11 protein-coding genes are annotated in these 22,142 nt (G+C 37.4%); 4 read left to right on the top strand and 7 right to left on the bottom strand.

Annotated features, from left to right (window positions below):
• Nucleotides 1–80: 80 nt before the first annotated feature.
• Entirely contained in the window at nt 81–3,998 is a 3,918-nt protein-coding gene (purL, locus tag Q5N69_RS10890) for a phosphoribosylformylglycinamidine synthase (protein WP_304368946.1), read from the top strand.
• Nucleotides 3,999–4,134: 136 nt separating this feature from the next.
• On the opposite strand, the gene Q5N69_RS10895 is transcribed toward purL, so the two are convergent.
• From Q5N69_RS10895 to Q5N69_RS10925, 7 genes are all read right to left on the bottom strand, one after another.
• The gene (locus Q5N69_RS10895; protein ID WP_304368947.1) at nt 4,135–4,611 is read right to left on the bottom strand and encodes an FKBP-type peptidyl-prolyl cis-trans isomerase; all 477 of its coding nucleotides are present in this window, start codon (nt 4,609–4,611) and stop codon (nt 4,135–4,137) included.
• A 299-nt stretch (nt 4,612–4,910) separates the two neighbouring features.
• Nucleotides 4,911–6,470 (bottom strand): glycogen synthase, encoded by a 1,560-nt coding sequence (locus Q5N69_RS10900; RefSeq protein ID WP_304368948.1) that lies wholly within the window; start codon nt 6,468–6,470, stop codon nt 4,911–4,913.
• 194 nt (nt 6,471–6,664) lie between these two features.
• Entirely contained in the window at nt 6,665–8,881 is a 2,217-nt protein-coding gene (glgB, locus tag Q5N69_RS10905; protein WP_304368949.1) for a 1,4-alpha-glucan branching protein GlgB, read from the bottom strand.
• 19 nt (nt 8,882–8,900) lie between these two features.
• Nucleotides 8,901–10,166, bottom strand: a complete 1,266-nt coding sequence (glgC, locus tag Q5N69_RS10910) for a glucose-1-phosphate adenylyltransferase (RefSeq protein ID WP_304368950.1) — start codon at nt 10,164–10,166, stop codon at nt 8,901–8,903.
• Nucleotides 10,167–10,219: 53 nt separating this feature from the next.
• Complete coding sequence (locus tag Q5N69_RS10915; RefSeq protein ID WP_304368977.1) at nt 10,220–12,628, bottom strand: glycogen/starch/alpha-glucan phosphorylase; 2,409 nt, start codon at nt 12,626–12,628, stop codon at nt 10,220–10,222.
• 90 nt (nt 12,629–12,718) lie between these two features.
• Nucleotides 12,719–14,803 carry a glycogen debranching protein GlgX gene (glgX, locus tag Q5N69_RS10920; protein WP_304368951.1) on the bottom strand — a complete coding sequence of 695 codons (2,085 nt, stop codon included), beginning with the start codon at nt 14,801–14,803 and terminating at the stop codon, nt 12,719–12,721.
• 303 nt (nt 14,804–15,106) lie between these two features.
• Nucleotides 15,107–15,403 carry an isoamylase early set domain-containing protein gene (locus Q5N69_RS10925; RefSeq protein WP_304368952.1) on the bottom strand — a complete coding sequence of 99 codons (297 nt, stop codon included), beginning with the start codon at nt 15,401–15,403 and terminating at the stop codon, nt 15,107–15,109.
• Between the two features lie 518 nt (nt 15,404–15,921).
• Here Q5N69_RS10925 and Q5N69_RS10930 point away from each other — a divergent pair.
• From Q5N69_RS10930 to Q5N69_RS10940, 3 genes are all read left to right on the top strand, one after another.
• Nucleotides 15,922–18,903 carry a TonB-dependent receptor gene (locus tag Q5N69_RS10930; protein WP_304368953.1) on the top strand — a complete coding sequence of 994 codons (2,982 nt, stop codon included), beginning with the start codon at nt 15,922–15,924 and terminating at the stop codon, nt 18,901–18,903.
• Nucleotides 18,904–19,033: 130 nt separating this feature from the next.
• The gene (locus Q5N69_RS10935) at nt 19,034–20,581 is read left to right on the top strand and encodes a tryptophan halogenase family protein (RefSeq protein WP_304368954.1); all 1,548 of its coding nucleotides are present in this window, start codon (nt 19,034–19,036) and stop codon (nt 20,579–20,581) included.
• Between the two features lie 9 nt (nt 20,582–20,590).
• On the top strand, nt 20,591–22,081 hold the full coding sequence (locus Q5N69_RS10940; protein WP_304368955.1) for a tryptophan halogenase family protein: 1,491 nt from the start codon (nt 20,591–20,593) through the stop codon (nt 22,079–22,081).
• Nucleotides 22,082–22,142: the final 61 nt, after the last annotated feature.

Below are 22,142 nucleotides of genomic sequence, written 5' to 3' on the forward strand. Positions count from 1 at the left end.
CTTAAATTGATTTAAGTATATACTACGCGCGCTTTTTTCCTTATTAATCTAACCCGGTGAAATAGACTATGTCGATGTTGATGCAAACCCTTCGCGGCGCTCCTGCACTCTCTGAATTTAAAGTAAAGAAATTACTTATCCAATGTGCTGAGCTATCACTTCCTGTTACTGATATTTATGCAGAATACACTCACTTTGCTCATGTATCTGAAGAACTGTCCAGCGAAGAATCACACGTTTTACAACAGCTTCTTAAATACGGACCTACCATTGAAACACATGAACCCGTAGGTAACTTTTTATTAGTTACACCTCGTCCTGGCACTATTTCTCCATGGTCTTCCAAATCTACTGATATAGCTCATAATTGTGGATTAAATAAGGTTATTCGTTTAGAGCGTGGGATGGCTTATTACATTACCGCTGAAGAGCTATCAAACGAGCAACAAATTCAATTAAATAACTTAATTCATGACCGCATGATGGAAGTTGTCTATTCAGAAATGGAACAAGCGACCTTATTATTTGCTACGGCAGAACCTGGCGAACTATCTTCAATCGATATTATGAATGGCGGTAAAGGCGCATTAGTTGATGCAAACATTAACTTAGGTTTAGCGCTTGCTGAAGATGAAGTTAACTACTTATTTGAAAACTTCACCAAATTAGGCCGCAACCCTAACGACATCGAACTTTATATGTTTGCTCAAGCAAACTCTGAACATTGTCGTCATAAAATATTCAATGCAGATTGGACAATCGATGGCGTAAAACAGCCAAAATCATTGTTCAAAATGATCCGCAATACTCATGAACTTAATGCTGATTACGTACTAAGCGCTTATAAAGATAACGCTGCAGTTATGGTGGGTAATAAAGGCGGACGTTTCTTCCCTAACCCTGTAACGAATGAATATGGTTATAACCATGAAGACATTCAAATTTTAATGAAGGTTGAAACACACAATCACCCTACCGCTATTTCTCCTTACCCAGGTGCCGCTACTGGTAGTGGTGGTGAAATTCGTGATGAAGGCGCTACCGGTGTTGGTTCAAAACCAAAAGCAGGTTTAGTGGGTTTTTCAGTTTCAAACTTACGTATTCCTAACTTTGAGCAGCCTTGGGAAACAGATTTTGGTAAGCCATCACGTATTGTTTCTGCATTAGACATTATGCTTGAAGGTCCATTAGGTGGCGCTGCATTTAACAACGAATTTGGTCGCCCTGCGATTTTAGGTTACTTCCGTACTTACGAAGAAGAAGTTAATTCTTTTAACGGTAAAGAAGTTCGTGGTTATCACAAACCTATTATGCTTGCGGGTGGTTTAGGTAACATTCGTGACGAACACGTACAAAAAGGTGACATTGTTGTTGGCGCGAACTTAATCGCATTAGGTGGCCCAGCAATGAACATTGGTTTAGGTGGTGGTGCTGCTTCTTCAATGGCTTCAGGTCAGTCAGCTGAAAACTTAGACTTTGCATCAGTTCAACGTGAAAACCCAGAAATGGAACGTCGTTGCCAAGAAGTTATCGATAAATGTTGGCAGTTAGGTGATGCAAATCCAATTTTATTTATTCATGATGTTGGCGCTGGTGGTTTATCTAACGCATTTCCTGAATTAGTTTCTGATGGTGGTCGTGGTGGTGTCTTTGAATTACGTAATGTACCAAACGACGAACGTAGCATGGCGCCTCACGAAATTTGGTGTAATGAATCTCAAGAACGTTATGTACTAGCAGTTTCTGATGAACAATTAGAACAATTCACCAAGATTTGTGAACGTGAGCGTGCTCCTTTTGCTGTTGTTGGTAGAGCAACAAAAGAAGAACATTTAACAGTTACTGATTCACACTTTGCTGATGTTGATAACTTAAAAACTCCTATCGATTTACCACTAGAAGTACTTTTAGGTAAAACACCTAAAATTATTAAAAATGTTAAATCAGCCACTGCTGCTGGTGACGAACTAGCATTAGATAATATTACTCTTGAAGATGCAGCCCAGCGTATTTTAACGTTACCAACGGTTGCTGAAAAAACTTTCCTTATTACCATTGGTGATAGATCAGTAACGGGTATGGTTAACAGAGATCAAATGGTGGGTCCTTGGCAAGTACCTGTGGCTGATTGTGGTGTAACTGCATCTGCTCTTGATTCTTACCACGGTGAAGCTATGTCATTAGGTGAACGTACACCTGTTGCTTTATTAAACTTTGGTGCCTCTGCTCGTTTAGCCGTAGCGGAGTCTTTAACGAACATTGCTTGTGCTGACATTGGCGATTTAAACCGTATTAAACTTTCTGCAAACTGGATGTCGCCAGCGGGTCACCCTGGTGAAGATGCTGGTTTATACGAAGCAGTTAAAGCCATTGGTGAAGAATTATGTCCGGCATTAGGATTAACAATTCCAGTGGGTAAAGACTCTATGTCGATGAAAACTCAATGGGAAAGTAATGGAGAAAAGAAATCAGTAACCTCTCCTCTTTCATTAGTTATCACTGCATTTGGTGTTGTTGAAGATATTCGTAAAACAGTAACCCCACAATTACGTACTGATTTAGGTGAAACAGCCCTTATCGCAATTGATTTATCGCAAGGTAAAAATCGTTTAGGTGGTTCATGTTTAGCACAAGTTTATAAACAACTTGGTACTGAAACACCAGACGTAGATAGCCCAGAAGCATTAAAAGGCTTCTTTAACGCGATTCAAGCATTAGTTGCGCAAGAAAAATTAATCGCTTATCACGATAGATCTGATGGCGGTTTATTTACTACTGTTGCTGAAATGGCATTTGCTGGTCACACTGGTGTAGACATCGATTTATCAGCACTTAAAGGTAATGATTTAGAAATACTATTTAACGAAGAGTTAGGTGCTGTAATTCAAGTACGTGAAAGTGATTTAGACGCTGTTAACGCTGTATTTGCAGAACATAACATTGCCGATTGTTGTAACACTATTGGTAGCTTGAACAACGAAGATACCATTCGCTTTACTCGTAATGGTGAAGAAGTATTAGCTAACTCTCGTACTTATTACCGTACACTTTGGGCACAAACCACATTCAAGATGCAATCATTGCGTGATAACCCTGAATGTGCACAACAAGAACACGACGTTAAATTTGATACTGAAGACCCAGGCTTAAACGCTGAGTTAACATTCGATATTAACGACGATATTGTTGCTAACCTAATTGCTAAAGATGCAACGAATAACACCAACCCTAAGATTGCTATTTTACGTGAGCAAGGTGTTAACTCTCATGTTGAAATGGCAGCTGCATTTGACCGTGCTGGTTTTGTAGCAATTGATGTTCATATGTCTGACATTTTAGCAGGCAGAACAGACTTAGCTGACTTTAATGGCTTAGTGGCTTGTGGCGGTTTCTCTTACGGTGATGTTTTAGGTGCTGGTGAAGGTTGGGCAAAATCAATTTTATTCAACGCCAACGCTCGTGAAATGTTTAAAACATTCTTCCAACGTGAAGACACATTCAGTTTAGGTGTGTGTAATGGTTGTCAGATGCTATCAAACCTTAAAGAAATCATCCCAGGTTCAGAAGCATGGCCACGTTTTGTGCAAAACAAATCAGAGCGTTTCGAAGCACGTTTCAGCCTAGTTGAGATTCAAGAAAGCCCTTCAATCTTCTTTAAAGGCATGGAAGGTTCAAGAATGCCTATCGCTGTTTCACATGGCGAAGGTAGAACAGAATTTAGCTCAGATGAAGCGATTGATGCTGCTAACGCATCAGGTACTGTATCTATTCGTTATGTAGACAACTACGGTCAAGTAACTGAAACATACCCTGCGAACCCTAACGGCTCACCAGATGGGATTACATCACTTACAACAACTGATGGTCGTGTAACGATTATGATGCCGCATCCTGAACGTGTATTTAGAACGGTAGCCAACTCATGGCATCCAGACGAATGGCAAGAAGATTCGCCATGGGTAAGAATGTTCCGTAATGCGCGTAAGTTCATTGGATAATAAGTGATGAAGTGATGAGTAGTTTAGATAACGTTTAAGCTACTTGTTCTTTGATACTCTATTTTCAAATACAAAAAAGGCGTCTTATGTTTTCATAAGACGCCTTTTAAATTCTGAGGATTCTAATCAAATATAATTATTGATTAATACCCAATAATTCCACATCAAATATAAGTGTAGAGCCTGGAGTGATTTGACCCGCAGGTCGATCGCCATAAGCTAAACCTGATGGAATAAAGAAACGAAACTTATCGCCTACTGTCATTAGCTGTACGCCTTCAGTCCACCCCTTTATTACTTGGTTTAAACCAAAACTAATAGGTGTATTCCTATCAACTGAACTATCAAACACAGTACCATCTAATAAAGTCCCATGGTAATGAACTTTTACTTTGTCTGAGCTTGTTGGATGTACAGTTCCTTCACCTTTATTTAACACTAAATATTGTAGCCCTGAAGTGGTTTCAATAACGCCTTCAGCTGTTTTATTTTCAATTAAAAAAGCGCTTCCAGCTAACTTGTTTTTAACAGCCGCGTCTTTATTTGTGTTTGAACGCATATAAAGCAATACAACAACAGCAATAATAATTACCAATACAATAACTTTACCCATAATTTACTTTTATACCTTTTATTTGTTTTTATAAAATTGTCTTTAACGAATGAACTACAAGCTTACTTAACCTCAACTCGGGTTAATAGATTTAATAACTCATTGATTTATTAAAGTATCTTTTAGCTTTATCAAGATTAAGAACATAAAAGGCCTTAATTCTCTCTCAATGATGAAATTTATGTGATTATTAAGGCATTTTTATTCCTAATAAAAACCAAGTACCTGCATCCATGCAGGCAATGCAGATAGGTGCTTAAATAGCATTATTGAGTAAAATAACTTAACCCGAGCTGAGTTTACTTATATAAATCTGCAATATAACGTACAGCTGAATCACTCCATAAAAAGCGAGCTTTACTCGCATTCGTAGCAATGTCTTTAAATTGCTTTGGTTCATTTTTATAAAGCGACAAAGTATCTTTAAAGCATTTAATCATATTAGTAGCTTGATTCAATTGCGTATCGCCAGTAAATAAGAAACCATTGCTCTTATCTTCTATTGTATCAGTTAATCCACCTACGCTGTGAGCAATACAAGGCTGCCCTGCTCGCATCGATAACATTTGGCTAATACCACAAGGTTCAAAAGAACTTGGCATCATAAATAAGTCACCCATGCTATAAATTGCTTCCGAGAGGGCCTCTGAATAACCTTTTAAAAAGATAAAGTTTGAATTTTTCCCTGAAGTTTGAGTAAGAAACTGTTCAAAAGTAGGATCACCACTGCCCAGTAATAAAAAGATCCCTGAATCGCCCAACTCATTTAAAATATGTTGTAAGGCACTTTGCCCATCTGACATTTTTTGTTGTAGTAATAAAACTTTTTGGTTAGTGATACGACCAACAGACGTCATTATAAATGGGCGTTTTACAATCTTCTTAGCAGTTAACTTACCTAAACGAGCACCTGCGATATGATGTGCGCTTGAAAGTGTAGGTTGGTTACCTGCCCACTTTAATACTTCGGTTTCACATAACGAAAAGAAGTTATTGAGTGTTAACGATTTAGGCTTTGAATTGCTATATTCACAGCCATTTAAAATACCAAACAATCGGTTTTCATTTGCTGCATTTTGCAGATCTTTTTCTAAACCTTCACCACCAAAATATCCTTGTTCAATATTACTTGGCTTTAATATTTCTTGTGTGTAATTAGGCGATACAGCATGAACTTTATCACACAAATTTATTGCGGCTCTCATGGGATTAAAACAATGACTATATGTAGGATCGTTAATTGCGCTTGCATCAAAAGTCAACTCAGGAAACCATGAGTTAAGAGAAGAATCATCTCCTGATAAAGGACGTATACCTTGCAAAGCAAGATTATGAATAGTGTAGGCAGTTTTAATATTTTTTAATGCTTGGTATTCAGGTGAAAATGCTCTTAATACCGATAAAACAGCTGTATGCCAGTCATGTAAATGAAGAACATCCAGCTCACCAAATACCTTGTCTAAAATGCCTTTAGCTACAGCTGTATTAAATAATGCAAATTTGGTCGCATCTGTCGCGAATGGACGATTATTAGGATCATCACAATAAACACTGCCAACACCACAACTTGAAAAAATAGCATGATGAGCGATCCACTGCGTAACATGGCTATGGCTATTTTTCACGGTAAAGCGATAAAAGCCGACTTCTTCTTCTCGCCCTGCGAAAGTAATAGTGACGTTTTTTTCAAACTCTGCGTTTTCTAATTCATGTAAAAGCCCATAATTTGGCATAACAACATTAACGTGCTCACCTTGCTCAGCTAATGCTTTAGGCATGTCTCTTACTACATCACCTATACCGCCAACTTTACCACCAGGTAAGGCATCATTTTCAGCCGAGACCATTAATATATTCATGAATCACCTTTTTAAAACAATAAATAATAGCTAAATATACCAATAACTATTCTTAAATTTATTTGGGAATGTACTTCGAGCATATCTTTACTCGCTTTAAACCACGTTACAATAATTGATCTAAAAGAAGAACACATTTTAGGTTTATTTAGTGTGAAATGAAAACCTAAAACGTGTGTACAGGAGCGTAATGGTTATGCTTTTTGAATATCAAAAATAACAGTAGATAAAGGAGGAACAGAAATTTCTATCAGGTTCTTCTGACCATTATAAAGACCTTTTTGAGACCCAATAATAGGCGCATTTTTAACATGACTACCACCATATTTAGCATCATCTGTATTTAAACATTCCATATAACTACCAGCAATTGGCACACCTACTTTATAACTTTCATAAGTAGATGGCGTCATATTCACCACAACTAAAGCTTGGCCTTTTGCACTTTTACGAAGATAGATAAGTATTGATTCAGCGGCATTATCCGAAAGTAACCACTCAAAACCATTACCATCGCAGTCTAACTCATGCAAAGCAGCTGTGCTCTTATACACTGTATTCAAATCTTTAACTAAGGTTTGAATACCTTTGTGTGAGTCGTGTTCGAGTAAATGCCAATCTAAACTTTGATCGTGATTCCACTCATCACGTTGCGCGAACTCACCGCCCATAAAGAGTAGTTTTTTACCTGGGTGTGTCCACATGAAACCGTAATATGCACGTAAATTAGCAAATTTTTGCCAATCGTCTCCAGGCATTTTCTCTAATAAAGAGCGTTTACCATGAACGACTTCATCATGACTTAACGGTAATATAAAGTTTTCGCTAAAACCATAAACAAGACCAAAAGTGAGTTCATTGTGATGATGTTGACGATAAAGAGGATCTCTTTCCATATATTTAAGGGTGTCGTTCATCCATCCCATGTTCCATTTAAAGCCAAAACCTAAACCATCTTCACTAACAGGTTTTGATACTCCAGGCCAGGCGGTAGACTCTTCAGCCACCATCATAACGCCAGGGTAATTAAAATAGGCCCTGCTGTTAACTTGCCTTAATAGCTCAATGGCTTCCAAGTTTTCTCGACCACCATAAATATTAGGTATCCACTCACCTTCTTCACGGCTGTAGTCGAGATAAAGCATAGACGCAACAGCATCGACACGTAGCCCGTCAATATGAAACTTATCTAACCAGTACAGCGCATTACTTATGAGGTAACTAACAACTTCTGCCCTGCCGTAGTTATAAATAAGGGTTTTCCAGTCTGGATGAAAACCTTTACGTAAATCTTCATGTTCATAAAGACAACTACCATCAAGCTTTCCTAAGCCATGAATGTCTGTTGGGAAATGCCCGGGTACCCAATCAAGCAGTACGCCGATATTTTTTTCATGACAACAATCAACAAAATATTTGAAGTCTTCTGGTGAACCAAATCGACAGGTAGGAGCAAACATACCAATTGGTTGATATCCCCAAGAGCCATCAAATGGAAATTCACTTACTGGCATCATTTGAATATGAGTAAAGCCCATGTAGGCAACATAAGGAACTAATTGCTCGGCTAATTCTCGATAATTAAGGTAGTCGTTATATTCACCACCTTTACGACGCCAAGAACCTAAGTGCACCTCATAAATAGAGACTGGACCGTGATATTGATTACTATCTGCGGCTCTTTCCTCCATCCATTTTTTGTCTTGCCATTCATATTCGCTTTTATTAACGGTAACTGAGGCATTTTGAGGAGCCAATTGCATTTTATAAGCATAAGGATCGGCTTTTAACGGCAATGTATCCCCGTCTTTACCTCTAATTTCATACTTATAGTTAACATCGCCAGCAACGTTAGGAATAAAAATATCCCAAACGCCACCACCAGGATGTTTACGCATCATATGACAACGTCCATCCCAAAAGTTGAAATCACCAACCACCGATATACGACGAGCATCAGGTGCCCAAATAACAAAGTTAACCCCTTTTATACCATCAACTTCAGCAACATGAGCCCCCATCCATTGATAAGCCTGTTCATGTGTACCTTCACCAAAAAGATAAAGATCATCATTTTGTAATAACGATGGAAAGCGATATACATCTTCAACAATTAATTCAGATGATGGATATTTAACAAGTAGTTGGTAATCAATAGTCGACTCTTTGGTTTCAATAAAGCCTTCAAATAAGCCAGAAGCTTCTACTTGTACTAATGAGCACAGCTTTTCCTGAGTCTCCCTATCAATAACAGTAATCGCCTTAGCGGCAGGTAAAAAACTCCTTATGATTAGTCCAGTTTTTACAGGGTGAGGATGTATTCCTAAAACCGAAAACACATCTTCATGCTTAGCTGAAACTATGGCGTTAATAGCTTTTTCATTTAGAATACTCAACGCTTCTTTATTCATTTAGCTTACCCCTGATGTTTTAGTCATTACTTATTGCTGCAATCATATCTCGTGTCACTAATACTACACCTTTTTCAGTCACTCTAAATCCATTAGCTCTGTCAGCCTCATGGTCGATACCTATTTCCATCCCCTCAGGAATTTCACAACTACGGTCAATAATCGCTTTCGATATTTTACAATAGCGACCAATAATAGCGCCTGGAAGTATGACTGCACCATTAATTTCACAGAAAGAATTCACTCTAACCTTTGAAAATAACAAGGATTTTTTAACGGTAGAACCAGACACAATAACACCGCCAGATACGGTAGAGTCTACCGTCATTCCTCTTCTGCCATCTTCATCAAATACGAATTTAGCAGGTGCCGTTTGTTCTTGGTATGTCCAAATTGGCCAACTTTCATCATACATATCAAGCTGAGGTTCAGGGCTAACTAATTCCATATTAGCTTCCCAGAAAGAATCTAAGGTACCTACATCGCGCCAATAAGGTTGTTTCTCATTATTTGGGTCGCGAAATGGGAATGCAAATACCTTATGAGACTCTATAATTCTAGGAATTATATCATTACCAAAATCGCCACTTGAAGCGTCAATTGCATGATCTTTATCTAATTCATCAAATAGGAATTGTGTATTAAAAACATAATTCCCCATAGAAGCGAGTGTTATGCCTGGCTTACCAGGAACTTCTGAAGGATGTGCCGGCTTCTCATCAAAACGACAAACTTTATTATTTTCATCAACCGTCATCACACCAAAAGAACCAGCAGCTTCTTCAACTGGAACTTCTACACAACAAACGGTCATATCGGCACCGTTTTCAACATGTTTAGCTAATAAGTCACCGTAATCCATTCGATAAACATGGTCACCTGATAAGATCATCACATACTTAGGAAGTTCATGACGAATAATATCTATATTTTGAAAAACTGCATCAGCGGTACCGGCATACCAACCATCACCTTGACGCTGTGATGCTGGTAAAATTTCAACAGATTCACCGAGTTCTTTTTTGAAATGACTCCATGCTCTGTTGACATGGCGAATAAGAGAATGCGATTTATATTGAGTGGCAATACCAACTCGACGAATACCTGAATTGATACAGTTTGATAACGGAAAATCTATAATGCGGAATTTACCGCCAAAAAATGTGGCTGGCTTAGCACGCCAATCTGTAAGCTCGTGTAATCTTGAACCTCTCCCCCCAGCTAAAATTAATGCATATGTTTCTCGAGTTAAATTACTAATATAGCGTTTTTCTTGTACAGGCATAAAGCCTCCTTATATCGTATTAATTAACGTAAGCTGTTTTATATTTTTTATAATTAAAGCTTCCAAATCTCATCTCGATACTGCTTGATCGTGCGATCACTCGAAAATTTACCGCTTGCTGTTGTATTGATGATACTCATTTGAGTCCATTGTTTTTCGTTCTTAAAAACGCAATCTACTTGGCGCTGAGCTTCATAATATGAATCAAAATCGTAAGCGGTTAACCACATATCATCATGACTACGAATTGAATTAATGATGGAATCAAATATGCCAGGTTCAAATAAATTGAAATGTCCGCTCTCTAGTAGCTTCATAACAGCAGACAAATGGGGGGAATTATTAATAATTTTGTTTGGATTATAATCTTTTCGTATACTTTCTATTTCATGGGCTTGCGCACCAAATAAAAAGAAGTTGTCTTCACCAACTTCTTCTCTTATTTCTATATTCGCGCCATCTAATGTGCCAATAGTTAATGCTCCGTTCATCATGAACTTCATGTTACCAGTACCTGATGCTTCTTTACCTGCTGTTGATATTTGTTCAGATAAATCAGTTGCAGGGCAAATAACTTCCATTGCCGTTACGTTATAATTAGGTACAAAAGCTACGCGTAGGTATTGTGACACTTTAGGATCTAAATTGATGGTGTCTGCAACATTATTGATAAGCTTAATGATCTGCTTTGCCATAACATAACCTGGCGCTGCTTTACCGCCAATAAGTACACATCTTGGTGCTAAGTTATCTATATCACCTTTTCTGATTTGATCATATAAACCAATAATATGTAATACATTTAATAGCTGACGTTTATATTCGTGTATGCGTTTAACCTGAACATCAAACATCATATTAACGTCAAAGGTCACACCCGCACTTTTCTCTACAAACTCAACAAGTGCTTGTTTATTTTTAGTTTTACAGTCTTGCCATTGTTGCTGAAATCTTTGATCGTCGGCATATTCTTTAAGTTGATTAATCTGTGAAAAATCAGCTATCCATGCATCGCCAATTTTACTAGTAATAAGTGATGACAGACCTTTATTGCAATGAGACAACCATCTTCTAGGTGTTACGCCATTAGTTTTATTATTAAATTTTTCAGGCCAAAGTTGGTAAAACTGATTAAATAAACCTTCTTTCAAAAGCTGAGTATGTAATGCTGCGACACCATTAACCGAGTAGCTTCCTACTATGGCTAAATGAGCCATTCTTATTTGTGGTTCATAACCTTCTTCAACTAATGACAAAGATCTTTGTTTTTCAATATCACCAGGCCAAGCGACGGAAACCTGCTGTAAAAAGCGCGCATTAATCTCATAAATGATTTCTAAAATACGTGGTAATAAATGAGAAAAAATACGCACAGGCCACTTTTCTAAAGCCTCAGGTAACAAGGTATGATTTGTATAAGCCATGGTATGTGTAGTGATATGCCAGGCTTTATCCCAAGGCAAAGCGTAATCGTCTATTAAAATACGCATCAGCTCAGCAATAGCAATACTTGGATGAGTGTCGTTCAGTTGAAAAGATTGGTTGTCTATAAAGTGTTCGAAGCTATCATCAAATAGTTCAACATAGTTATTTATCGTATCTTGTAACGATGCACTCGACAGAAAATACTGTTGGCGAAGCCTTAATTCTTTACCATTTTCACTGCTATCATTAGGGTAAAGCACCATAGTTATTTGTTCAGCTAAATTTTTAGTGGCTACCGCTTCAGTGTAACTGCCTGCATTAAATTCATTTAAATCGAACTCATCAGTCGCTTCAGACTTCCATAACCTTAATGTATTTACGATACCGTTTTTATAGCCGGGAATAGGCATATCATAAGGAACAGCAAGAACATCTTGAGTATTATTCCATTGTCGATGCTGAGTACCATCTCGGTGAGATACAACATCAACTTGCCCAAAAAACTTCACTCTAATCGCTTTATCAGGTACGGCAATTTCCCATGGGTTACCTTCGCGCAACCAGCTATCAGGGTGCTCAACTTGTTCGCCATTTTTAATTTGTTGATTAAACATGCCATATTCATAGCGAATACCATAACCAATAACAGGTAAAGCTAAGCTAGCACAGCTATCTAAAAAGCAAGCGGCAAGTCGCCCTAAACCGCCATTGCCTAAACCTGCATCATGCTCTGCTGTTTCTACTTCTTCTAACTCGCAACAATAGCCTTTTAACGATTCACGCACGGTTTCATCTAAATCTAAGTTTAATACCGTATTGTTAAGCGCTCTCCCCATAAGAAACTCTAATGAGATGTAAGCCACAGAGCGTTCTTTAATTCTGTTTAAACGCGTTTCACGCCATTGTGCAACAAGCCTGTCTCGAATGGTAATAGCTAATGCATTGTATAAATAATGATGTGAGTCGTTAACTTTATCGCGCCCAAGAGTGAAATAGAAATGACGAGATAAATCATCCGCAAAGGTATTATTATCCATTACTACATCGTCATCTAACGACGTCACTTCGCAAAAGCTTTCAACTTTACTCACTAGGCATTATTTCCTTATTTATATTTAATAGCTTATTCACTGAGTCTTTTCATTTACCAAGACAGTGGTTGAATAAGGCTGCAGAGTAATCACTCTTTCGGCTGGTAATTTAGCGATTTCATTTTTAGCACTGGTTGAAGTATCAACAACGACATCCCAAGATTTAACAGCATCTAATTCAGGTAAAGTAAACTCTGTAGAAAACTCACTAGCATGAAAAATACAAAGTACTGAATCTGATACCCGCTCAGTGCCTTGAACTAAATAACCGACAGTTGAAGTATTATGTGAATGCCAATTATCTTTTTGCATTGGATGACCAGTGTTGTGCAACCAAGTAATTTTAACTTTAGATTTAGGATCGTTATTATGAATAAACCTATCGTATGACAATATAGGAAAACGTTTTCTTAAATCAGTTAAAGCTGCTAGAAATGTCGGTAATTCATCTGCGTATAAAGCATCTTCACTCCAATCAAGCCAATTAATCTCATTATCTTGGCAGTAAGCATTATTATTGCCCTGCTGAGTACGACCTATTTCATCACCTGCTAATATCATAGGTACACCCTGCGATAGCATTATAGTGGCAAGCATATTTTTGATTTGTCTCAAACGTAACGCAATGATCTCAGCTTGCTCAGTTTCTCCTTCTTCGCCATAATTCTTAGAAATGTTATCTGAATGCCCATCTCTATTATTTTCACCATTAGGTTCATTATGACGTTTCTCATAACTCACTAGATCACGTAATGTAAAACCATCATGACTGGTTAAGAAGTTAACACTTGCGTAAGGCTTGCGTCCGCTATGCTCAAAAACATCGCTTGAGCCATGAATTCGTCGAGCAAATTCAGGTAATAAGCCATTGTCACCACGCCAAAAACGTCTTATAGAATCACGGTATTTATCATTCCATTCAGACCATGGTGCAGGAAACCCACCTAACTGATAACCACCAGGACCTATATCCCATGGTTCAGCAATCAATTTAACTGTACTCAGTAAAGGATCTTGCAATATGGCATCTAAAAAGCCGCTATGCTTGTCAAAACCATGAGGTTCACGACCTAAAATAGTCGCTAAGTCGAATCTAAAACCGTCAACGCCCATAATGTCTACCCAGTAACGTAAACTATCCATTACCATTTGTAGCACTCTAGGGTGACTTAAATTAACAGTGTTCCCACAACCCGTATCATTAATATAATAGCGTTGCTCTGATGGATTTAAACGGTAATAAGATTTGTTATCTATACCTCTAAAACTTAACGTTGGCCCTAAACAATTACCTTCTGCCGTATGGTTATATACAACATCAATTAATACTTCAAAGCCCGCTTGATGCAACTCGTCAACCATGCGTTGAAATTCGAAAACTTGTTCAGTGTTCATGTAGTCTGAATGAGGAACAAAGAAAGAAATGCTGTTATATCCCCAATAGTTACTCAGCTTTTTATCATCTAAAAACTTTTCAGATAGAAATTGATGTACTGGTAACAACTCTATCGTTGTAATGCCTATTGCACGATAGTGAGCAATCATCGCAGGATGACTTATACCAAGAAAAGAGCCCTGAAGTTCTGCTGGTACTTTATTATTTAATTGTGTGAGACCTTTAACATGACCTTCATAAATGACAGTGTTTTGCCAAGGAACAGGTACACGTTTAATTTGAGGTTTAGTTGGATCAATAACAACAGATTTAAGCATTACATCGGCATTATCTCTATCATCAAAAGACAGATCTTGTTCTGGTGAACCAGCTTGATAACCTAAGTGACGATCAGACCAAGAAAACTTACCTTTTAAGGCTCGAGCATAAGGATCTAAAAGTAACTTGTGATGATTAAAACGATGGCCCGCTTCAGGATGATAAGGTCCGTAAACTCTATATCCATAAACTAAACCTGCTTTAGCACCTTTTAAATAGCCATGCCAAACATGATGTTCGTAAGAAGGTAATACAAATCGCGCTAATTCTTTCTGACCTGATTCATCAAAAACACACAATTCAACTTTCTCTGCATGTGCTGAAAAGAGTGAGAAATTCACACCAAATTCGTCAACATCTGTACCCAGAGGATAGGAACGCCCAGGTTCCACACTATATTTTATCATTAATCACCTTTAACACTTTTTTACTTTCTCGAAACAACAATGGAAACACGAGGTAATTAATATAAACATTATCAAATTCAATACTCTGTATACTTTTAACCATATACCTATTACAAAATAGCTACAATTTATAAATTGCCTAAAAACGATAAACGTCTAAAAACTTTTCCGTATATAAATATGAGGAATAAACAAATATGCTCTACCTTCAAAAATAAAGAGAGAGAAAAACACCTAAACATTTGATTTTCAGGTGTAATATAGAAAAGACTTAACAGCTTAATAACTTAACTAATAACAGTGTTAAGCATGTGTAGAAACAACGCTGTCTTCAGTTCCTGCAATATTAGGTATGTATTTATCGGCTTGGTAATCATTTTCCCATTCATCTTCATTCAATAAATACTTAAATTGGAATTCACCACCTTTTGGAAGCCTAACTTTCGTGCGGAATACTTTTTCTTTTTTGTTGAATTTCATAGCCAAGGGTTGCCAATCGTTAAATTCACCAGCTAAAGCAACAGATGTAACATCTTCCCTACTGAACTCAAATGTTACTTCTACTTCATCTTTTGTTTTAAAAAATTTCTTAGTTAACATAGTATTCTCCATAATCAAATTTGTATCATCTAACTGATTATTATCTTGCTTAAGCATGACAATCTCATGACGAGCATTCATTTAATTAAACGAACAACTACATTAATTAAACAGTCTACTCGTTTGCTTTCATATGTAATGAAAACCTTAGCTACAATATTATTTATACGCATAAATATAAATTCTCGCAAATAAGATATACGTTAAAAGACCACAAGTGAAAAAGTATCATCTATAACCTAATGTTAACTTTGCCTTAACGCATTTTTATTGATTTTTAACTTCTAACTAACAAATTATCTAAATATTTAAATACATAACTATCAAGTAATTAAATTAAATAATAATTTAAAAACAAAAAATGTATTGAAATATGTCAAATAATAACCTAACTTAAAATGTAAGCGCTTACAAAACTGTTTTATTTATTACAAATGTAGTAATTTTAAACTTAGTAAAAGATATAAAAATGTAAGCGGTTACAAAAATAAAACATAACTTATTTCTTGGGGGGAATAATGAAACATAATAAATTTTATAAAACCAAGCTAGCAACCAGTTTATCTATTGCATTAAGTGCAACAGCCATATCACCTATATCTTTTGTTCAAGCTGAAGAAACGGCTGACAAAACAGAAGTTATACAAGTAACGGGCATCCGTTCAAGTATTCAAGAATCTACACGTCTAAAACGTGATGCTTCTGGAGTTGTAGATGCTATATCAGCTGAAGATATTGGTAAGTTTCCAGATACAAACCTTGCTGAATCACTGCAACGTATTACGGGTGTATCAATCGATCGCTCTAATGGTGAAGGTAGTAAAGTAACCGTCCGTGGCTTTGGTCCCGATTTCAATATGGTTACACTAAATGGTCGTACAATGCCAGGGGCTGACTTAGGTGATTCAAGTACGAGAGCATTCGACTTTGCTAATTTATCTTCTGATGCAATAAAGTCAGTATCTGTATATAAAACAGGTCGTGCAGATATTGCAACCGGCGGTATAGGTGCTGCCATTGATATCGTAACAGGTAAGCCTTTAGATAATCCTGGTATGCATGCAAGTTTTGGCGCTAAAGCATTAATGGATACAACAAACCGCGTTGGTAACGATGTAACTCCTGAGCTTTCTGGTTTATTAAGTTGGACTGACGAAGAAGAAGTTTTTGGTGCCTCTATAACTGCAAGTTTTCAACGCAGAGACAGTTCTGCTGCTGGGGCTTTTGTTAATCAATGGCGAACCGATGTTTATCAGGATATTTCAAGTATCCCACAACAACAAGAAGGCATTCCGGTTGAATTAACGAATGCACCTACAGAAGGTCAATTATTCTCTTTACCTTCAGATTTACGTTACTTTGTTCAAGATAACGAGCGTGAACGTACAAATGCACAGGTTACTTTACAATATCGCCCAGTAGATAATCTAACGGCGACATTAGATTACACCTACTCTAAACAAGACATTCACGCTAATCGCGCTGAACAATCTATTTGGATGGACAACTACAAGTCAGCTATAACATTTGACGACAATATAGTTGCTACTCCTCTTAACTATAACGAAGAGCGAAGAGAACAAGCGCCTCGTGATTTAGGTTTAGCTCAGCAAGAGTTAAATCAAGTTAATGAAAATAAATCAATTGGTTTAAATTTAGTTTATGAAGTAAACGATCAATTTACCTTAACATTTGATGGCCATAGCTCTTCTGCTGAGAGTAGTCCTGGCGCTCAATACGGTAGTTGGGTAAATGCCGGTTTAGGTGCAAACGTAACTTCGGCTCAGGGCGTAAACTTTAATAATGGTTTGCCTGAGTTATTAATGACTTTTGATGACTGTTCAGCTAGCCGTGGCTTAAATTGTAATAACACATTAGATAATGCTGATATTGGTACATCAATATTAGATAAAACACGTGCGTCACAAAGAACAGACATTGATCAAGTTAGACTGAGTGGTCTTTATGAATTTGATGAAGGTAGCATCGAGTTTGGTATAGAATCTCGTTCGATGGAAAGTCTTGCACTTCAATCAGACACACGCCATACAATGGGCAACTGGGGTATTGAAAATCCAGGTGAGTTACCTGAAGACTTTTTAACACTCGTTAACATACCAAGCTTAATTGATGATTATGATACTTCAAATGTTTATAGCGACGGTGTAACAGGTAGCGCATCTCAAATTGGCGCTTGGGCAGGAGATGTATATGGGTTTGATTTTTTAGCTCACGATGCTTATCACACAAACCGTACAATTAAAGAAGATGTTACCTCTGCATTTTTCCAATTTGAACTTCAAGGCGAATTGGGTGGCATGCCATACAATTTAAATGCGGGTTTACGTTATGCAACGACTGATGTGGATTCAATTGATGATATTACTTTACCTAATGCAGTTGTTTGGGAAGGTAATAACGATTTTAACGTTCAAGTGGGTAGCGAAGCACAGGTATTCTCTGGCTCAACAAGCTATGATCACTTATTACCTAGCTTTGACTTTGATCTTGAAGTTGTTGAAGACATCAAAGTTCGCTTTTCATATAGTAAAACAATCGCCCGTCCACGCCTTGATCAATTAAGCGCGGCTCCTAGTGGCGTTAGCGGACCAAGTGATCCAACAATATTAGTTGGCGCGCAATTGGGTACAGCATCAAGTGGTAATACTAGCTTGGTACCACTGGAGTCAGATAATATTGATATTTCTGCTGAATGGTATTTTGCTGAAACAAGCTATGCTTCTATTGGTTTTTACGATAAACGAGTAAGTAATTTTACAGGACGTGAGCCTGTTACTGAAAATGTTTATGGATTACGTGATGCAACTTCAGGACCTCGTGCTTTAGCAGCACAAGAAGCTTTAATTGCTCAAGGTATAGAAGTTACCAATAGTAATTTATTTTCAATGGTTGCAGCAATGGAGAATGGAGTAGATTTCGACTCATTAACTGCAGAACAATTTGAAAACGCCTACGATATTGTTGCAAACTCTGACGATCCATTAATGGATTTCACTGTAACAAAATTTATTAACAACAAGGAAGCTAATATTTACGGTATGGAATTAGCTGTACAGCACTTCTTAGGTGATACTGGTTTTGGCTTCCAAGCTAATTACACAACAGTAAACGGTGATATTGGTTTCGATGTTAACGGTGACCCAACAGTTACGCAGTTTGCACTAGTTGGGTTAAGTGATACGGCTAACCTTGTTCTTATGTACGAGAAAGATGATTTTCAGGCACGTATTGCTTATAACTGGCGTGATAAGTTCTTAAACACTCAAGCTCAATATATTAACGAGCCTGGTTTTACAGAATCATACTCTCAAATTGATTTTAATATCGCCTACCAAGCCACTGAGCAAATATCAGTGTTTTTTGAAGGGATTAACATCACAGGAGAAGACTCTAGAACACACGGTCGTACTGAAGCACAACTATGGCGTTTAGAAGATCTAGGTGCTCGCTTCGCTTTAGGCGCACGTTATACTTTCTAAATCATCCGAGTAACTGAACTCGAGTAAGAAGTAAAGATTACAAATGCCGTATTTTCATACGGCATTTGTTGTATTATAACCTTCAAAAAATCAATAATTGAATAGCCAAAACCTGAATTTAAGGGGTTTCATGAATTCACCTATAAAGAAAATAGTCATTGTTGGTGGTGGTAGCGCAGGTTGGTTAACTGCAGGAATTATTGCTGCTGAACACAAAAATTCCACACAAAAATCACTCAATATTACCTTAATAGAATCTCCAGATGTCAAAACCATTGGTGTTGGCGAAGGTACTTGGCCATCAATGCGTAATACTTTGGATAAGATAGGTATAACAGAGTTTGAATTTATTCAACAGTGCGACGCTTCATTCAAACAGGGTTCAAAGTTCATTGCTTGGCAAACAGGCAGTAGCGATGAATTTTACTATCACCCTTTTATGACTCCTGATGGCTACACCCATACGAACTTGCAAGAACATTGGCAAACATCACATGCTCAACGATCATTTGCAGATACAGTAAATGTTCAATCTTATGTATGCGAAGCTGGCTTAGCGCCAAAGCAATTTGCTACACCACCTTATGCCAGTGTTACCAATTATGGTTATCATTTAAATGCGGGTAAGTTTGCCGCCATATTACAAAAACACGGCACCCAAAAACTTGGTATAAACCATGTTATAGCTCATATAGATGAAGTTATCTCTGGTCCATCAGGCGACATTGAAAAGTTATCAACAAAAGACGGACAAATGATTGATGGGGATTTATTTATCGACTGCTCCGGAAGTACTGGCTTATTGATAAATAAACATTTCAAAATTCCATTTATCAAACAAGATCATGTTTTATTCAATAACTCAGCCTTAGCAACACAAGTCCCCTATACAGTTCAACAAGATATAGCTTCAACGACATTATCCACCGCACAAACTTGCGGCTGGATTTGGGATATAGGTCTGCCCTCCAGAAGAGGTGTTGGACATACCTATTCAAGTGCACACATCAACGATGATGAAGCAGAAAAACAATTAAGAAGCTATATTGCTAACACTATTGGCGATGAAGAAAGTGAGAAGCTAACAGTAAAAAAACTTTCATTTACGCCAGGTTACAGAGAGAAGTTTTGGCATAAGAACTGTGTTGCTGTTGGTATGTCTGCTGGCTTTATTGAACCTTTAGAAGCCTCAGCACTTGCCATGATTGAACTTTCGATCACAATGATCAGTGAACAACTCCCTCAAACCCGTTCTCAAATGAATATATTAGCTGAGCGCTTTAATAAAAGATTCAGTTATCGTTGGGAGCGAGTCATAGAGTTTTTAAAGCTCCATTACACTCTTAGCCAAAGACGTGATAGTGATTACTGGTGCGATAATCAGTTATCCTCAAGCATTCCAGTTAGACTCGCCGAGTTGCTAGAACTATGGAAGTATCAGCCTCCTAGTCGTTATGACTTTACTGAAAATGAAGAAATATTTCCTTCAGCAAGCTACCAATATATTCTTTACGGAATGAGTCAGCATACTCAAGCACGCGAACATCAAACGTTATTTGAGAACCAGGCTATTGCAGAACAATTGTTTAATAAAGTTCAACAACAAAAACAACAATTCTTACAAGGCTTACCTACAAATAGAGCATTAATAAATCATTATTTCCAACAACAGAATTAGAGAAACATTATGACGGGATCATCAATCAAACATGTGGTTATCGCTGGTGGAGGCACTGCTGGATGGATGACGGCAGCCGCGCTCTCAAAGTTACTTAGTAGCAATATCAAAGTGACTTTAATAGAGTCAGACGCTATAGCTACTGTCGGTGTTGGAGAAGCAACCATTCCACCGATTAAAAACTTTCATAAACTTTTAGGTATTAATGAACAAGAAGTTATGAGAGCAACAAGAGCGACATTCAAACTAGGCATTAGCTTTGAAAACTGGGGACAAGTAAACGACAAATATATTCATTCTTTTGGCGCAACAGGTAAAGAATGCTGGGCTGGCGAATTTCATCATTTCTGGTTACACGGAAAAAGCAAAGGTCATACTGATGAATTTGGTGAATACTGTTTCGAGTTACAGGCGGCTAAACAAAATAAGTTTGCTATAACAAACGATGCTCCCATTAATTATGCCTACCATTTAGATGCGACGCTTTACGCTAAATTTTTACGAGGCTTTAGTGAAAAGTTAGGAACAAAGCGTATTGAGGGCAAAATATCAAAAGTCGATAAATGTCCAACTACAGGCAACATTAGTGCAATACAATTAGAATCAGGTGAAACAGTAGAGGCTGATTTATTTATTGATTGCACAGGCTTTAGAGGATTATTAATAGAGCAAGCTTTGCACACAGGATATGACGACTGGTCACATTGGCTCCCTTGCGATAGCGCCGTTGCAGTACAAACTAAATCAGTTTCAGAGCCTTTACCTTATACTCGTTCAATTGCTCATGATGGTGGTTGGCAATGGAAAATACCGCTACAACACAGAGTTGGCAATGGTTTAGTGTTTTGTAGTAAATACCTAGATGATGATGCAGCTAAAACCTTACTACTGAATAATATTGAAGGTAAAACAATTACTGAACCACGAGTGATCAAATTCAAAACAGGTCGTCGTCGCAAAGGTTGGAACAAAAACTGTATCGCTATTGGCTTATCAAGTGGCTTTATCGAACCATTAGAATCCACCAGTATTCATTTAATTATGACCGCAATTGTACGTTTATTAAGGCTATTCCCTTATAACGGTGTAACAACGTCAGCTATTGATGAGTACAACAACAAGCTCACATCAGAGTTAAATGCTGTTCGTGACTTTATCATTTTGCACTATAACGTAAATCAACGTAATGATAGTGAGTTTTGGCAGCATTGTAGAAATATGGAAGTACCAAAACCTTTGGCTCATAAAATACGTTTATTCAAAGAAACCGGAAGAGTATTTTTAGATGACGGTGATATTTTCCGTGTAGATTCGTGGACCCAAGTCATGTTGGGACAAGGTTTAATGCCAATGCAATATCATCATATTGCAGACATCATGTCTGATGACGAATTAAAGAAATTCATGGGAAGTTTAAAGCAGTCTATTGATATTTCAGTAAATAACCTGCCCTCACATCAAGACTTTATTAATCAGTACTGTAAATCAAATATTGATTAACTAAAAACACAAAAGGAGACATCAGTCTCCTTTTTAAATTTTCAAATTAATGAGCTAAGCT

Source organism: Pseudocolwellia sp. AS88 (genome assembly GCF_030551755.1).
Lineage (GTDB): Bacteria > Pseudomonadota > Gammaproteobacteria > Enterobacterales > Alteromonadaceae > Pseudocolwellia.

Coding starts and splice junctions, on each gene's coding strand:
- glgC (WP_304368950.1), bottom strand. CDS start 10,166: ATGCCTGTACAAGAAAAACGCTATATTAGTAATTTAACTCGAGAAACA.
- Q5N69_RS10940 (WP_304368955.1), top strand. CDS start 20,591: ATGACGGGATCATCAATCAAACATGTGGTTATCGCTGGTGGAGGCACT.
- glgX (WP_304368951.1), bottom strand. CDS start 14,803: ATGATAAAATATAGTGTGGAACCTGGGCGTTCCTATCCTCTGGGTACA.
- Q5N69_RS10930 (WP_304368953.1), top strand. CDS start 15,922: ATGAAACATAATAAATTTTATAAAACCAAGCTAGCAACCAGTTTATCT.
- Q5N69_RS10925 (WP_304368952.1), bottom strand. CDS start 15,403: ATGTTAACTAAGAAATTTTTTAAAACAAAAGATGAAGTAGAAGTAACA.
- glgB (WP_304368949.1), bottom strand. CDS start 8,881: ATGAATAAAGAAGCGTTGAGTATTCTAAATGAAAAAGCTATTAACGCC.
- Q5N69_RS10895 (WP_304368947.1), bottom strand. CDS start 4,611: ATGGGTAAAGTTATTGTATTGGTAATTATTATTGCTGTTGTTGTATTG.
- Q5N69_RS10935 (WP_304368954.1), top strand. CDS start 19,034: ATGAATTCACCTATAAAGAAAATAGTCATTGTTGGTGGTGGTAGCGCA.
- Q5N69_RS10900 (WP_304368948.1), bottom strand. CDS start 6,470: ATGAATATATTAATGGTCTCGGCTGAAAATGATGCCTTACCTGGTGGT.
- Q5N69_RS10915 (WP_304368977.1), bottom strand. CDS start 12,628: ATGGATAATAATACCTTTGCGGATGATTTATCTCGTCATTTCTATTTC.
- purL (WP_304368946.1), top strand. CDS start 81: ATGCAAACCCTTCGCGGCGCTCCTGCACTCTCTGAATTTAAAGTAAAG.